Raw genomic sequence first — 14,555 nt, 5'->3', positions numbered from 1 at the left:
GCGGAAACCTGGCGCGGAAAAGTGGACAGCCCCCGGCGTGCACGCACGCCGGGGGGCTGTTCTTTCGAACGCGGTGAGCCGAAGCTCAGCCGCGAAGGGGGTGGGTGCGGTCCAGGTCGAGATTCAGCTCGACCACGTCGACGCGCGGCTCCCCGAGGAACCCGAGGGTCCTGTCCTCGGTATGCGCCTCGACCAGCATGCGCACCTCCGCTTCGGAAATGTTGCGCTCCTCGGCGATCCGCGGGACCTGAAGCTCCGCGTAGGCGGGGGAGATGTGCGGATCGAGGCCGCTGCCGCTCGCGGTAACCGCGTCGGCGGGGACCACCGGAACGGCGGGGGCGTCGCCGCGGATCGGCACGAGACGGCCGACCGAGTAGTCCACGCCGGGCTCGGCGCACTGGACCCGCACTCCGAGATAGGCGTCGAGGAAGGGCGCGGCCGGGCATGCCTGGTTCACGCTGATCACCTGCACCGGCCGTGAGACCTCGCCGTCGGCGTCGCGCGGGCCGATCACCGAGAGCACCGCGCCGACACCGTCTTTCGTGCAGAACGGGCGGGAGCCGTCGACCCCCTCACGGTCGCCGATCTCCTTGCTTCGCGCGCACACGGCGGTCAGCAGGCTCGCCCGTCCCTCGGGATCGAAGACGTTCTGATCCACGATGTCCTCGGGCCCGAGGTTGCTCGCCGCCGTGGACAGCGGGTCGTAGCCGTCCCCGGCGGCCGAGGGGCGGCTCTGGAAGTACTGAACGAGCGCGTTGCCGTCGGCGTCGGTGAACGACTGGCCGATCAGGCTGCTGCCCACCACCGTTCCGTCCGACGTGAGCAGTGAGCCGTCGGCCTTCTCGTTCAGCCCCGGCAGTTGGCCGACCGCGAAAACCGCCAGCGGATAGACGATTCCGGTGATCGCGGTCAGCACGAGCAGGGCACGCAGCGCGGCAAGGTGCTGGCGGATCCAAGTGGACATACGCATGTCAGGACATCCCGGGGAGGAGGTGGACGACGAGATCGATGAGCTTGATGCCGACGAACGGCGCGACGATGCCGCCGAGGCCGTACACGGTCAGGTTGCGGCTCAACAGTTTCGACGCGTGCGACGGGCGGTAGCGCACGCCGCGCAACGCCAGCGGGATCAGCGCCACGATGACGATCGCGTTGAAGATCACCGCGGACAGGATCGCCGATTGCGGACTGGCCAGCCGCATGACATTGAGCAGGTCCAGGCCGGGGAACAGCCCGACGAACAGCGCCGGGATGATGGCGAAGTACTTGGCGATGTCGTTGGCGATGGAGAACGTGGTCAGCGCGCCCCGGGTGATGAGCAGCTGCTTGCCGATCTCCACGATCTCGATGAGCTTGGTCGGATCGGAGTCCAGATCGACCATGTTGCCCGCTTCTTTGGCCGCGGAGGTGCCGGTATTCATCGCGACGCCGACGTCGGCTTGGGCCAAGGCGGGAGCGTCGTTGGTGCCGTCGCCGGTCATGGCGACCAGACGTCCGCCGTCCTGTTCCTTCTTGATCAGGGCGAGCTTGTCCTCGGGAGTGGCCTCGGCGAGGAAGTCGTCGACGCCCGCCTCGTCCGCGATCGCTTTGGCGGTCAACGGATTGTCGCCGGTGATCATGACGGTGCGGATGCCCATCCTGCGCATCTCGTCGAAGCGCTCCCGCATGCCTTGCTTCACCACGTCTTTGAGGTGGATGACGCCGAGCAGTCGTGCGGTGCCGTCCTTGATCTCGCCGACGACCAGCGGGGTACCGCCGGAGGCGGCGATACCGTCGACGGTGATGCCGACCTCCTCGGGCACCGAACCGCCCTTGCCGCGCACCCATTCGGTCACCGCGCTCGCCGCGCCCTTGCGCAGCTGGTGTCCATCGGCGAGGTCGACGCCCGACATGCGGGTCTGCGCGGTGAATTCCACCCAGGTCGCGCCGGTCAGCTCGCCGGGGGTGCGCTCGCGCTTGCCGTAGGCCTGCTTGGCGTACACCACGATCGAACGGCCTTCGGGTGTTTCGTCCGCGAGACTGGACAACTGCGCGGCGTCGGCCACTTCGTCATCCGAAATACCGGGCATCGGAAGGAATTCCGAGGCCTGCCGGTTGCCGAGGGTGATGGTTCCGGTCTTGTCGAGCAGCAGCGTGTTCACGTCGCCGGCGGCCTCGACCGCGCGGCCGGACATGGCGAGCACGTTGCGCTGCACCAGCCGGTCCATGCCCGCGATGCCGATCGCCGACAGCAATGCGCCGATGGTGGTCGGAATCAGGCAGACCAGCAGCGCGACCATGACGATCCCGGTGATGCCGTCGGCGTTCAGCGCCGCCGTGTCGGGCACGCCAGGGTTGTTCGCCTTCGAGAAGATGGCCAGCGGCTGCAAGGTGGCGACGGCGAACACGAAGATGATCGTGAGCGCGGCGAGCAGGATGTTCAGCGCGATCTCGTTCGGCGTCTTCTGCCTGCTCGCGCCCTCGACCAGGGCGATCATCTTGTCGATGAAGCTCTGGCCCGGCTCCTGAGTGATCCGGACGACGATCCGGTCCGAGAGCACGGTGGTGCCGCCGGTCACCGCGGAGCGGTCGCCACCGGATTCTCTGATGACCGGGGCGGATTCGCCGGTGATGGCCGATTCGTCCACCGAGGCAATGCCTTCCACGACATCACCGTCGCCCGGGATGACCTGTCCCGCCTCGACCACCACGTAGTCGCCCCGGCGCAGTTCCGTTGCGGCGACCCGCTCTTCGACCACCCGAGCGCCGGGCGACCAGTCGGCGAGGCGCCGCGCCACCGTATCGGTCTTGGCCTTGCGCAGCGTGTCGGCCTGCGCCTTGCCGCGTCCCTCGGCGACCGCCTCGGCCAGGTTGGCGAACAGCACGGTGAGCCACAGCCAGACCACGATGGCCCAGGCGAACACGCTCGGATCGGCGATCGCGAGCACGGTCGACCAGACCGCGCCGATCTCCACGATCAGCATCACCGGATTGCGCCACAGCGTGCGCGGGTCCAGCTTGCGTACGGCGTCGGGCAGCGAGGTCAGCAGCAGGGCGGGGTCGAGCACGCCGCGGGCGACCTTGTGGTCGCCGCGTTCCGGCGCGGTGCCGGGCCGGGCGGCGGGTTCGGTTGCGGTACCGATCATGTCAGTCGATTCCTTCGGCGAGCGGCCCGAGCGCGAGCGCGGGCAGGAAGGTGAGCGCGACCAGGATCACGGTCACGCCGACCACCAGCCCGACGAACTGCGGGCGATGGGTCGGCAGCGTGCCGATCGAGGCGGGCGTGGTGCCCTGCTTGGCGAGTGATCCGGCGAGCGCGAGCACGAAGATGATCGGCAGGAACCGGCCGAGCACCATGGCCAGACCGAGTGCGGTGTTGTACCACTCGGTGTTGCCGGTGAGGCCCGCGAAGGCGGAGCCGTTGTTGTTGGCGGCCGAGCTGAACGCGTACAGCACCTCCGACAGGCCGTGCGGCCCGCCGTTCAGCATGCTCGCGCGCTGGCCGGGCAGCGCCATGGCGATCGCGGTGAACGTCAGCACCAGCAGCGGGCTGATGAGGAAATACGAAGCGGCCAGCTTGATTTCGCGCGGCGTGATCTTCTTGCCCAGGTACTCCGGGGTGCGTCCGACCATGAGGCCGGCGACGAAGACGGTGATCACCGCGAGGATCAACATGCCGTACAGGCCGGAGCCGACGCCGCCGGGCGCGACCTCGCCTAGTTGCATGTCGAACATCGTCATCAGGCCGCCGAGGCTGGTGTAGGAATCGTGGAAGGAGTCCACCGCGCCGGTGGAGGTGAGCGTGGTCGCGGCCGCGAAGGTGGCCGAATTCGACACGCCGAAGCGAGTTTCCACGCCCTCGGTGGCGGCTCCGATGGCCGTCGGCACGGTCCCGTGGTTCTGCAACTGGAAGAGATTCGTCAGCGCGATGCTCGTCAGCGCGATCGTGCCCATCACCGCCACGATCGCGTAGCCCTGCTTGGTGCTGCCGACCATGCGGCCGAAGGTGCGCGGCAGCGAGGAGGCGATGACCAGGATCAGGAAGATCTCGATCCAGTTCGTCCAAGTCGTCGGATTCTCGAACGGGTGGGCGGAGTTGGCGTTGTAGAAGCCGCCGCCGTTGGTGCCGAGTTCCTTGATGACCTCCTGGCTGGCGACCGGGCCGCCGGTGATCGTCTGCTGCGCGCCCGCGATCGTCTGGGCGACCTGATCGTGCAGCTGGAAGTTCTGGATGACGCCGCCCGCCACCAGCACGATCGCGAACACGAACGCGATCGGCAGCAGGATGCGCAGCGTGCCGCGCACCAGGTCGACCCAGAAGTTGCCGAGGTCGCCGGTGTGCCTGCGGGCGAACCCGCGCACCAGCGCGATCGCGACCGCCATGCCCACCGCCGCCGAGACGAAGTTCTGCACCGCGAGCCCGGCCATCTGCACCAAGTGGCCCTGGGTGGTCTCGCCGGAATAGTTCTGCCAGTTGGTGTTCGTCACGAAGCTGACGGCGGTGTTCCAGGCCAGCGCCGGGGTCATCTCGGTGGCGGGATCGTTCAGGTGCAGCGGCAGTCTGCCCTGGATCAACTGGAAGAAGAACAGGAACAGGATGCTGACCGCCGAGAACGCGAGCACACTGCGGGCGTAGACGGCCCACGTCTGCTCGACCTCCGGTTGCGCGCCGATGGCGCGGTAGACGAGCCGCTCCGCGCGGGAGTGCTTGGCGCTGCTGTAGACGCGGTACATGTAGTCGCCGAGCGGGATGTGCACCAGGGCCAGCGCGAGAACCAGGGACGCCACGAAGACGATCCCCGCGGTTGTCGTGTTCACCTAGAACCTCTCGGGGAAGAGCAGGGCCGCGACCATGTAGACGGCCACGGAAACGGCGAGCGCGAGACCGATCAGGTTCGCGGTCACAGCTTCTCCACCCCTCGTTGCACCAGACCCAGCAGTGCGAACACCGCGACCGTGAGCGCCGTGAACACCACGACAGACATGACTTTTCGACCTCCTTGCGGCTCCCGGATGCGGAGCGCACAGCGAGTCAAGCGCCCATTCGGGGGCGTGGCCGCTTCCCTGACGAGTTCTTAGCGCCTCTTGGCGCGCCATTGACGGTCCGTTAACGGGTCGGGCGCGCGGTGGCCGCGCGGGCGGGACACCGGTCTCGGGCACGAGCCGGACCGGTGTCGTGTCTCCCGCGCAGGGTGCGCACAAGGAGGACGTCAAGGACCGGGGCGGGACCGTCAATAGACCGTAAAGATCCGCCACTGGCGTCCGTGGCGGCGGTATTCCTGGTGGGGCCGGTCGGGCGGTGTATCCGCGCGACCGACGCCTTGCTCACCGTGTGGAAAGGTTCGATATGTCCCCCGTCACCGTCGCGGTGCTGCTCGGATTCGTGTGCTGCGCGCTGGTCATTCGCGTGTTCTCGCTGCGCGCAACGGAGTCGCGGCCGGTGACCGTCGCGTCGCCGAGTGCTCGGCAGGGAGACGCCGCGCCGGGCTTCGATGCGTGAAGGCCGGTGCAGCACGCCGCCTGATCAGAGGGATTCGCGGCGTGGATGCTGGAAAGCGCGATGATGGACGTGTGAAGCGCGGTCAACTACGGATCTACCTCGGTGCGGCGCCCGGTGTCGGCAAGACCTACGCCATGTTGGGCGAGGCCCACCGGCGGCTGGAGCGTGGTCGCGACGTGGTGGCGGCGGTGGTGGAGACGTACGGCCGGGCCAAGACCGAGAAGTTGCTGGCGGGTATCGAGCGGATTCCGCCGAAGATCATCGAGTACCGCGGCGCGCGGTTCCCGGAACTGGATGTGGACGCGGTGCTGCGGCGCGCGCCCGCGGTCGTGCTGGTGGACGAACTCGCGCACACCAACACGCCGGGCAGCGCCAATCAGAAGCGATGGCAGGACGTCGAGGAGTTGCTCGACGCGGGCATCGACGTCATCTCGACGGTCAACGTCCAGCATCTCGAGAGCCTCAACGACGTCGTCGAGCGGATCACCGGGATCACGCAGCGCGAGACGGTGCCGGACGCCGTGGTCCGCGACGCCGAACAGGTCGAACTGGTGGACATCACACCGGAGGCATTGCGGCGCAGGCTTTCCCACGGCAACGTCTACGCGGCCGACAAGGTGGACGCCGCGCTGCGCAACTACTTCCGTCCGGGCAATCTGACCGCGCTGCGCGAACTCGCGCTGCTGTGGCTGGCCGACCAGGTCGACGCCGCACTGGCGAAATACCGCGCCGACCACCACATCACCGAGCTGTGGGAGGCGCGCGAGCGCGTGGTGGTCGCGGTGACCGGCGGCCCGGAGTCGGAGACGATCGTGCGCCGGGCGAGCCGGATCGCGACGAAGTCCAGCGCCGATCTCGTCGTCGTGCACGTGGTGCGCGGGGATGGGCTGGCGGGCGTGTCGACCGAGCGGCTGGCTCGGCTGCGCGAACTCGCAGGCAGCCTGGACGCCTCGCTGCACACCGTCACCGGTGACGACGTGCCTGGCACGCTGCTGGAATTCGCCCGCGAGGTGAATGCGACCCAGCTGGTGCTCGGCACCTCACGCCGTTCCCGGTGGGCGCGCATCTTCGACGAGGGCATCGGCTCGGCCGTCGTGCAGCGCTCGGGGAAGATCGACGTGCACATGGTCACCCACGAGGAGGCCCACCGCGGTCTGCGCTGGCGTGCTCTGGTGCCGCGCCAACCGGCGCTCGCCTGGCCCGCCGCGATCCTGGTCCCGATTCTCGTGTGCGTGCTCAGCGCCGTGGCGCTGGACGGCTACCTCCAGTTGGGCGGGCTGAGCGCCGTGTTCTTCATCGGGGTCGTCGCGGTCGCGCTGCTCGGCGGCGTGCTGCCCGCCGCGTTCTCGGCGCTGCTGTCGGGATTGCTGCTGAACTGGTTCTTCACCGATCCGCGCTACAGCCTGACCATCGCCGAACCGGACAACTTCGTCACCGTGGTGGTGATGCTGTTCGTCGCGCTCGCGGTGGCCGCGTTGGTGGACGTCGCCGCCAAGCGAACGCGACAGTCGCGCAAGGCGTCTCGGGAGGCCGAGCTGTTGACCATGTTCGCCGGTGCGGTATTGCACGGGGCCGATCTGCCGAATCTGCTCGAGCAGGTGCGTGAGACGTTCGGGCTGCGGGCGGTGAGCATGGTGTGCGCGGGAACCGTCGTCGCGCGGGTCGGTATGGAGCCGCCGGAGCGGCCGGGCGCCGCCGACACCGTCATCGAGGCGGGGGACGGCACCAGCCTGCTGTTGCTGGCCGGGCACCCGCTCGACGCCGCCGACCTGCCGGTGCTCACCGCGGTGGCCAACCAGGCGGCGGGTCTGGTGCGCCAGGCCAGGCTGGCCGAGGAGGCGAGCGCCGCGGCGGCGCTGCTCGAGGCCGACCGCTTGCGCCGCGCGCTGCTCTCGGCGGTGAGCCACGATCTGCGGACGCCGCTGGCGGGCGCCAAGGCCGCGGTGTCCAGCCTGCGCAGCGACGACATCGAGTTCTCGCCGGAGGACACCACCGAATTGCTGGAGACCATCGAGGAATCGGTGGACCAGCTGACCGCGCTGGTGGGCAACCTCCTCGATTCCTCGCGACTGGCCGTCGGCGTGGTGAGCCCGCAGCTGCGACAGGTGTACATGGACGAGGTGGCGCACCGCGCCTTGGTGAGCGTCGGGATGGGCGCGCGCGGCCTGCGCCGCGCAGCGTTGAATCGGGTGGAGGTATCCGTCGACGAGGTGTCGGTGCTGGCCGACGCGGGGCTGCTGGAGCGCGTGCTGGCCAATTTGATCGACAACGCGATTCGCCACTCACCGCCCGACACCCACGTCCGGGTCACCGCCGAACACGATGGCGACCACGTCGCGATCGCGGTGGTCGACCGCGGACCCGGCGTGCCGCCCGGCGCGGAGGAACAGCTCTTCGAGCCGTTCCAGCGGCTGGGCGACCGGGACAACACCACCGGCGTCGGGCTCGGTCTCTCGGTGGTGCGCGGCTTCGTCGAGGCGATGGGCGGCGTCGTGCACGCCGAACCCACACCGGGCGGCGGACTGACGATGCTGGTCGACCTGCCCGCCGCGGAGTCGGCCGTCGCCGTGGGGAGTGCAGCTCTCGAAGCGTCGGACGTCGGCGACCAGGGCGGTGCGGCGGGCGACGGGGACGGGTCCGGCGAAGCGTCGGAGCAGAGTCGCGACCGGGCGTCGGCGGGCCGCGACACTACGCCCGCGGTGGACGGGGGCATCGCGCCCGAGGCGGGCTCGGGCGTCGTGCCTGCGACGAGCGGAGGGACCGGGGCGAGCGCGCGGCGCGCCTCCGACGCCGGGATCGGGCGTGTGTCGTCCGGCGCGGCTTCGGGGGAGCGCGTCGGTGCGGGGGACGATGGCAGAAATAGCAGGGACGGCGAGGACGCGGCGCGGACCGGGGGCGCGCACGGATGACGAGGGTGGTGGAAGGTGTCGAATCCGACGGGGCTGCAAGGGAATTCGTGGTGAACGAGGACAGGCCGGAAGCCGGAGCCGCGCAGGCTCCGTCGATCAGGGTGCTCGTGGTCGACGACGAACCGCAGATCGTGCGCGCGCTGCGGATCAACCTGTCGGTGCGCGGATACGAGGTGATCACCGCGGGAACCGGAGCGGCGGCGCTGCGCGCGGCCGCGGACAAACATCCCGACGTGGTGATCCTCGATCTCGGCCTGCCGGATATGGACGGCATCGAGGTGCTGGGCGGACTGCGCGGCTGGACCAGCGCGCCGGTGATCGTGCTCTCGGCGCGCACCGACTCCACCGACAAGGTGGAGGCGCTCGACGCGGGCGCCGACGACTACGTGACCAAGCCGTTCGGCATGGACGAGCTGCTGGCCCGGCTGCGCGCGGCCGTGCGCCGCGGGGCGACCGACGGCGAGACGTCCGATCCGGTGGTGGTGACCGATTCGTTCACCGTCGACCTGACCGCCAAGAAGGTCACCAAGAACGGCGAGCCCGTCCATCTCACCCCGACCGAGTGGGGGATGCTCGAGATGCTGGTCCGCAACAAGGGCAAGCTCGTCGGCCGCAAGGAATTGCTGCGCGAGGTCTGGGGTCCGTCCTACGCGACCGAAACCCATTATCTGCGGGTCTATCTCGCGCAATTGCGGCGCAAGCTGGAGGACGATCCCGCACGTCCGCGGCACCTGCTGACCGAGGCGGGCATGGGGTACCGCTTCCAGGTCTGACCGCGTCCGGCAGCGACGGCCGGGAGTGTGGCCGGGGTCGCAGCCAGGAATGGTGTCCGCCCGAGCGATGTTGGCAGGCGTGAGCCGTTCCCGACGAAGATGGCAGGATCGAACCCATGGCTGAACCAACCGTTGCCCCTGCGACCGCCACTACGGCATCGACCACCGCGGAGCCGACCACCCTCTGGGTCGAGCGCACCGGCACCCGTGCCTACACCGGCCGCAGCTCCCGCGGCGCCGAGGTGCTGATCGGATCGCAGGGCGTGCCCGGTGTGTTCACCCCCGGCGAGCTGCTGAAGATCGCGCTGGCCGCCTGCTCCGGGCTGAGCGCGGACTTCCCGCTCTCGCGCAAACTGGGCGACAACTTCGACGCGACCATCCGCGTCTCCGGCGACGCCGACCGGGAGAACGAGGTCTACCCGCAGCTCGACGAGGTGTTCGAGCTCGACCTGAGCGAACTGGACGAGCAGGCGCGCGAGCGGCTGCTGGTCACCGTGCAGCGCGCCATCGACAAGGTGTGCACCGTCGGCCGCACGCTGAAGGCGGGCAGCAAGGTCACCCTCTCCTTCGACGTCGACTCCTGAGGACGAAGTCCGCTCGCTGTGGTGGCAGCGCGGACAAGCTCTGACGACATCCCGGACGCCCGGCCGCGATGATGCGCCGCCGGGCGTTCGCCACGTCCTGCCCCCTGCGCCGCGCGCGGCGGCGGGTACGGCATTCTGATCGGATGACTGAAACTCCGCACGGCGCGGCCGCATCCACCGACCGGGTCCGGCTCGGCGCCTGGGTGCACGGCACGGTGCAGGGCGTCGGTTTCCGCTGGTGGACGCGGGCGCGGGCGCTGGAGCTCGGTCTGGTCGGATCCGCGCGCAACACCAGCGACGGCCGAGTGCACGTGATCGCGGAGGGCAGCCGCGCGGCGTGCGAGCGGTTGCTGGAACTGCTGCGATCGGGCGATACTCCTGGTCGGGTGACCTTGGTTGTGGAAAGCTGGGAGCCCCCGCGGGGAGATTCGACCGGATTCGAGGAGCGCTAGTGGTGGGTCCGAAGGGCATGGGGAGGGATCGGTGAGCACGCGGAATTCGGGCGACGGGGACCAACAGCGTCCCGACGAGCCCGCCAAGGAACCGGAGTGGACCACCCCCCAGCTGAACGTGCCCGAGCCGCCGGACCTACCGAGCCCGCAGGAACCACCGCCGCCCCTCGGTCCGCGGCCGGGCAGCATCCAGCGACAGGAGCCTGGCGTCACCCAGCCGCGCCCGCCGACCGTGGCCGAGGCGCGAGCCAGGGACAAGGCTCGCAAGCGCGCCGCCGACGCGCAGCGCGCGGCGCAGGCGGCGGCCGACGCCAAGAAACGCACCCGCAACCGGGTGCTGATCGGCGGCATCGCCATCGTGGGCGTCGCGGGACTCGTCGGCGGCGGATATCTGGCGTACCGGGCGCTCACCGCGCCGGACGAGGTCACCGCCTACTGCGTGCAGACCGAGAACGGCCAGGAGCTCGTCGTCGAGGACAAGTACTGCGGGCCGGGCCAGGCGGGTTTCGTCGACGACAGCGGCGGCTCGCACAGCCACGCGGGCCCGATCATCATCTACGGCGGCGGTCCGCAGTACCGCTACTACTACGGCGGCAGCAACACCGTCGGCAAGCCGCCCGTCGGCGGCTCCACCCTGAAACCCAAGGGCGCCCAGATCACCACCAAGTCCGGCACCACCATCCAGCGCGGCGGGCTCGGTAGCAAGAGCACCGGCGGCGGTGGTTCCTGATGCGTCGCGTCCGCGGCACACCGCGCCAGGATTGGCAGCGAATCATCGAGGGGCAGGGCCTGGTCTACGGCGCACCGGGCCGTGACGCGAGCGGTCTGCCGCGCCCGTACTGGGACGAGTCGGTGCACTACGAGTTCGACATGCCGGAGATCCTCGCGCTCGAGGCCGATGTCGAACTGCTGCACTCGATGTGCCTGAACGCCGTCGAACACGTCGTGCTCACCGAGCGGTTCCGGGATTTCGGTCTGCCGGAATGGAGTTGGGCGCCGATCGCCGAATCCTGGCGGCGCGGCGACCCGCACGTGTACGGCCGCTTCGACCTGCGCTACGACGCGCGCCGCCCGGCGAAACTGCTGGAGTACAACGCCGATACGCCGACCTCGCTGCTGGAGGCGGCGATCGTGCAGTGGCACTGGCTGACAGCGCTGTACCCCGACGACGACCAGTGGAACTCCTTGCACGAGAAGCTGGTCGAGCGCTGGGGCGTGCTGCGCGACACGTTGCCCTCGCCGCAGCTGCATTTCACCTGGTCCTCGGCCGACGCCACCGGCGAGGACAACGTCACGACGGCCTACATGCAGGAGACCGCCGCGGAGGCGGGCTTCGACACCATCGCGCTGCCCATCGAGGAAATCGGATTCGACACGGAGCTGGAGCGTTTCGTCGATCTGGCCGAGGCGCCGATCGAGTCGATCTTCAAGCTCTACCCGTGGGAGTGGGTGCTCGACGACGATTTCGGCAAGCGCGTGGTGCAGAGCCTGCCGCAGACCATGTGGATCGAGCCGCTGTGGAAGACGCTGCTCAGCAACAAGGCGATCCTCGCGATTCTGTGGGAGATGTATCCCGGGCACCCGAACCTGCTGCCCGCTTATCTCGATCAGCCCAACGAGCTCACCGAGTACATCCGCAAACCCAAGCTCGGCCGCGAGGGCGCCAACATGACCATCGTGGGCGCGGGCTTGGAGACCGCCACCGGCGGCGTCTACGGCGCAGAGGGTTTCGTGTACCAATTGCTCGACCCGCTCCCGGAATTCGACGAGATGCGGCCCGTGCTCGGCGCCTGGATCGTCGGCGACACCGCCGCGGGACTCGGCATCAGGGAGACCGCGGGACTGATCACCGACGACGGCGCGGCGTTCGTTCCGCACCGCATACCCACCGAATAGACCGGTGCGCGAGCACCACCGACCACCACACCAGCACCGAACCTTTCCGGAAGGACCACGATGACCGCAGTCGCCCTCGAATCGGGGTACTGGAGCGCGCTCGGCGAAGGCGTAGGGGCGATCGTCCTCTACGCCCTGGTCGGCCTCGTGCTCATGCTCGTCGGCTTCTACGCCATCGACCTGACCACACCGGGCGCCCTGCGCGGGCTGGTGGCCGAGGGCAAGCCCAACGCGATCATCGTCACGGCGGCGGGCATGCTCAGCATGGCGTTCATCGTCGTGCTCGCCATCTACTCGTCCGGCGGCAAGCTGGCCGAAGGGCTGATCGCCTCGCTGGTGTTCGGTCTGGTCGGCATTGTCGCCCAGGTCGTTTCGGTGCGGGTGGTCGAACGCGTCCTCGGCATCGATATCGGCGCCGCGCTGCACTCGGAGACCTTCACCACCGAGGTGCTCGTGGTCGCGGCCGCCCACTTCGCGCTCGGCCTGGTCGTGGCCGTCGCCATTCTCTGACCGGCGGGCGGCGCGGTTCGTTCCCGGAGCCCGCGCCGCGCTCAGTGGCCGCGGGCGATCCAGTCCGCCAGCGCGGGCTTCTCGGCGCCGATGGTGGTGCCCTCGCCGTGCCCGGTGTGCACCGTCGTCTCCTCGGGCAGCGTGAGCAGCCGGTCCCGAATGGAATCGATGATGGTGTCGAAGTCGGAATAGGAGCGGCCGGTCGCGCCGGGGCCGCCTGCGAAGAGCGTGTCGCCGGTGCACAGCGCGTGCAGGTCCGGCAGGTACAGGCAGACCGAGCCGGGCGAGTGTCCCGGCGTGTGCAGGATCTCGATCTCGGTGCCCGCCACCGAGATACGGGTGGTGTCGGCGAGCGAGCGATAGCCCGCGTCCGGATGGGTCATCCGCCACAGCGGATCGTCCGCGGGATGCAGCAGGACGGGCGCGTCGAATCGATCGCCGAGTTCCGGCGCGACGGTGACGTGGTCGTTGTGGCCGTGCGTGCACAGCACCGCGACGACGTGCCGCCCGCCGACCGCGTCCGCGATGGCGTCGGCGTCGTGCGCCGCGTCCACCACCAGCACCTCGCGGTCGTCGCCGACGAGCCAGACGTTGTTGTCGACCGCCCATGTCCCGCCGTCGAGGGAGAAGGTCCCCGAGGTGACCACCCGGTCGATGCGCGCGCTCACCAGACCACCACCGAGCGCAGCACCTCGCCCGCGTGCATGGCGGTGAAGGCCCGCTCCACCTCGTCGAGCGCGATCCGCTCGGTGACGAAGCGGTCCAGCGGCAGCCTGCCCTGCCGGTGCAGGTCGACGAGCATCGGGAAGTCGCGCTCCGGCAGGCAGTCGCCGTACCAGGAGGATTTCAGCGCGCCGCCGCGGGAGAACAGGTCGATCAGCGGCATCTCGATCGTCATGTCGGGCGTGGGGACGCCGACCAGCACCACGGTGCCCGCCAGATCGCGGCCGTAGAAGGCCTGCTTCCAGGTCTCCGGACGGCCGACCGCGTCGATCACCACGTCGGCGCCGAAGCCGTCGGTGAGCTCCTGGATGCGAGCGACCACGTCCTCCGCGCTCGCGTCGACGGTGTGAGTGGCCCCGAACTCGGTGGCCCAGGCCAGTTTCCGTGGGTCGCGATCGATCGCGATGATGGTGCGAGCCCCGGCCAGCCGGGCGCCTGCGATGGCGGCGTCGCCGACCCCGCCGCAGCCGATCACCGCGACGGTGTCGCCGCGTGAGACGTTGCCGGTGTTCAACGCGGCGCCGATGCCCGCCATCACGCCGCAGCCGAGCAGGCCCGCGACGGCCGGATCCGCCTCGGGATCGACCTTGGTGCACTGTCTTTCGTGCACCAGCGTTTTGTCGGCGAAGGCGCCGATGCCGAGCGCCGGGCTGAGCTCGGTGCCGTCGGTGAGGGTCATCTTCTTGCTCGCGTTGTCGCTCGCGAAGCAGTACCAGGGGCGCCCGCGCTTGCAGGCGCGGCATTCGCCGCAGATGGCGCGCCAGTTCAGCACCACGAAATCGCCCGGAGCCACGTGCGTGACCGCGGCGCCGACCGTCTCCACCACGCCCGCGGCCTCGTGGCCGAGCAGGAACGGGAACTCGTCGTTGATGCCGCCCTCGCGATAGTGCAGATCGGTGTGGCAGACGCCGCAGGCCTGCACCCGCACGACGACATCGTGCGGACCGGGATCGGGGATGACGATGTCGACCAGTTCGACCGGAGCGCCGATGGCTCGGGCGATGACGCCGCGCACGGTTTCGGACACGAAATCCTCCTCGAAGCTCGCATGCCGCCGTCGGCACCCGAACCATCTTGCCGTGCCGCGCGGCGCGCGGGGGCGCTGTCGGGCGAAGTCGGGCCGGAGCCCGCGCGTACCCAACAGGTAGGCGACGCGCCGTGCGGGGTTGACATTCCACATTGGAGGGTGCACGATTAGCGAATATTCCACTGTGGAGGGTGGAATCGTC

The 14,555-nt window shown here is 69.5% G+C and carries 14 protein-coding genes; 8 read left to right on the top strand and 6 right to left on the bottom strand.

The window, feature by feature from the left end:
• Nucleotides 1-85: 85 nt before the first annotated feature.
• From ACRWNM_RS19865 to ACRWNM_RS19850, 4 genes are read right to left on the bottom strand one after another with little or no spacing between them, the layout of a single operon-like run.
• Nucleotides 86-970 (bottom strand): potassium-transporting ATPase subunit C, encoded by an 885-nt coding sequence (locus tag ACRWNM_RS19865; protein WP_431969516.1) that lies wholly within the window; start codon nucleotides 968-970, stop codon nucleotides 86-88.
• A 1-nt stretch (nucleotide 971) separates the two neighbouring features.
• Complete coding sequence (kdpB, locus tag ACRWNM_RS19860; RefSeq protein ID WP_431969515.1) at nucleotides 972-3,125, bottom strand: potassium-transporting ATPase subunit KdpB; 2,154 nt, start codon at nucleotides 3,123-3,125, stop codon at nucleotides 972-974.
• Nucleotide 3,126: 1 nt separating this feature from the next.
• Complete coding sequence (gene kdpA / locus ACRWNM_RS19855; RefSeq protein WP_431969514.1) at nucleotides 3,127-4,797, bottom strand: potassium-transporting ATPase subunit KdpA; 1,671 nt, start codon at nucleotides 4,795-4,797, stop codon at nucleotides 3,127-3,129.
• Nucleotides 4,798-5,076, bottom strand: a complete 279-nt coding sequence (locus tag ACRWNM_RS19850; RefSeq protein WP_431969513.1) for a potassium-transporting ATPase subunit F — start codon at nucleotides 5,074-5,076, stop codon at nucleotides 4,798-4,800. It abuts the gene before it with no gap.
• Nucleotides 5,077-5,326: 250 nt separating this feature from the next.
• Here ACRWNM_RS19850 and ACRWNM_RS19845 point away from each other — a divergent pair, with 250 nt between their 5' ends.
• The 8 genes from ACRWNM_RS19845 to ACRWNM_RS19810 all read left to right on the top strand — a co-directional run bounded on the left by ACRWNM_RS19845 (nucleotide 5,327) and on the right by ACRWNM_RS19810 (nucleotide 12,603).
• Nucleotides 5,327-5,479, top strand: coding sequence for a hypothetical protein (locus tag ACRWNM_RS19845; protein ID WP_431969512.1), 153 nt, complete (start codon nucleotides 5,327-5,329; stop codon nucleotides 5,477-5,479).
• Nucleotides 5,480-5,550: 71 nt separating this feature from the next.
• Nucleotides 5,551-8,388 carry an ATP-binding protein gene (locus ACRWNM_RS19840; RefSeq protein ID WP_431969511.1) on the top strand — a complete coding sequence of 946 codons (2,838 nt, stop codon included), beginning with the start codon at nucleotides 5,551-5,553 and terminating at the stop codon, nucleotides 8,386-8,388.
• A 101-nt stretch (nucleotides 8,389-8,489) separates the two neighbouring features.
• Complete coding sequence (locus tag ACRWNM_RS19835) at nucleotides 8,490-9,161, top strand: response regulator (protein WP_431969547.1); 672 nt, start codon at nucleotides 8,490-8,492, stop codon at nucleotides 9,159-9,161.
• A 116-nt stretch (nucleotides 9,162-9,277) separates the two neighbouring features.
• Entirely contained in the window at nucleotides 9,278-9,745 is a 468-nt protein-coding gene (locus tag ACRWNM_RS19830) for an OsmC family protein (protein WP_431969510.1), read from the top strand.
• Nucleotides 9,746-9,888: 143 nt separating this feature from the next.
• Nucleotides 9,889-10,197: an acylphosphatase gene (locus ACRWNM_RS19825; protein ID WP_431969509.1), complete on the top strand. Its 309-nt coding sequence runs from the start codon at nucleotides 9,889-9,891 to the stop codon at nucleotides 10,195-10,197.
• A 31-nt stretch (nucleotides 10,198-10,228) separates the two neighbouring features.
• Nucleotides 10,229-10,927, top strand: coding sequence for a hypothetical protein (locus ACRWNM_RS19820; RefSeq protein ID WP_431969508.1), 699 nt, complete (start codon nucleotides 10,229-10,231; stop codon nucleotides 10,925-10,927).
• Nucleotides 10,927-12,093 carry a glutathionylspermidine synthase family protein gene (locus ACRWNM_RS19815; protein ID WP_431969507.1) on the top strand — a complete coding sequence of 389 codons (1,167 nt, stop codon included), beginning with the start codon at nucleotides 10,927-10,929 and terminating at the stop codon, nucleotides 12,091-12,093. Before ACRWNM_RS19820 ends, ACRWNM_RS19815 begins: the two co-directional genes overlap by 1 nt.
• A 60-nt stretch (nucleotides 12,094-12,153) precedes the next feature.
• Nucleotides 12,154-12,603 (top strand): DUF350 domain-containing protein, encoded by a 450-nt coding sequence (locus ACRWNM_RS19810; protein ID WP_431969506.1) that lies wholly within the window; start codon nucleotides 12,154-12,156, stop codon nucleotides 12,601-12,603.
• A gap of 41 nt (nucleotides 12,604-12,644) precedes the next feature.
• On the opposite strand, the gene ACRWNM_RS19805 is transcribed toward ACRWNM_RS19810, so the two are convergent.
• Both ACRWNM_RS19805 and ACRWNM_RS19800 read right to left on the bottom strand, forming a co-directional pair.
• The gene (locus tag ACRWNM_RS19805) at nucleotides 12,645-13,271 is read right to left on the bottom strand and encodes an MBL fold metallo-hydrolase (RefSeq protein ID WP_431969505.1); all 627 of its coding nucleotides are present in this window, start codon (nucleotides 13,269-13,271) and stop codon (nucleotides 12,645-12,647) included.
• Entirely contained in the window at nucleotides 13,268-14,353 is a 1,086-nt protein-coding gene (locus ACRWNM_RS19800) for an S-(hydroxymethyl)mycothiol dehydrogenase (protein ID WP_431969504.1), read from the bottom strand. The genes ACRWNM_RS19805 and ACRWNM_RS19800 overlap by 4 nt, the downstream gene beginning before the upstream one ends.
• Nucleotides 14,354-14,555: the final 202 nt, after the last annotated feature.

It is taken from the genome of Nocardia sp. bgisy134, assembly GCF_965341865.1.
In the GTDB taxonomy this organism is placed as follows: domain Bacteria; phylum Actinomycetota; class Actinomycetes; order Mycobacteriales; family Mycobacteriaceae; genus Nocardia.
The sequence above is the reverse complement of the archived record's forward strand: the minus strand, read 5'-3'. Positions and strand labels throughout refer to the sequence as shown.

Coding starts and splice junctions, on each gene's coding strand:
- ACRWNM_RS19865 (WP_431969516.1), bottom strand. CDS start 970: ATGCGTATGTCCACTTGGATCCGCCAGCACCTTGCCGCGCTGCGTGCC.
- kdpB (WP_431969515.1), bottom strand. CDS start 3,125: ATGATCGGTACCGCAACCGAACCCGCCGCCCGGCCCGGCACCGCGCCG.
- ACRWNM_RS19850 (WP_431969513.1), bottom strand. CDS start 5,076: ATGGCGCGCCAAGAGGCGCTAAGAACTCGTCAGGGAAGCGGCCACGCC.
- ACRWNM_RS19845 (WP_431969512.1), top strand. CDS start 5,327: ATGTCCCCCGTCACCGTCGCGGTGCTGCTCGGATTCGTGTGCTGCGCG.
- ACRWNM_RS19830 (WP_431969510.1), top strand. CDS start 9,278: ATGGCTGAACCAACCGTTGCCCCTGCGACCGCCACTACGGCATCGACC.
- ACRWNM_RS19825 (WP_431969509.1), top strand. CDS start 9,889: ATGACTGAAACTCCGCACGGCGCGGCCGCATCCACCGACCGGGTCCGG.
- ACRWNM_RS19815 (WP_431969507.1), top strand. CDS start 10,927: ATGCGTCGCGTCCGCGGCACACCGCGCCAGGATTGGCAGCGAATCATC.
- ACRWNM_RS19810 (WP_431969506.1), top strand. CDS start 12,154: ATGACCGCAGTCGCCCTCGAATCGGGGTACTGGAGCGCGCTCGGCGAA.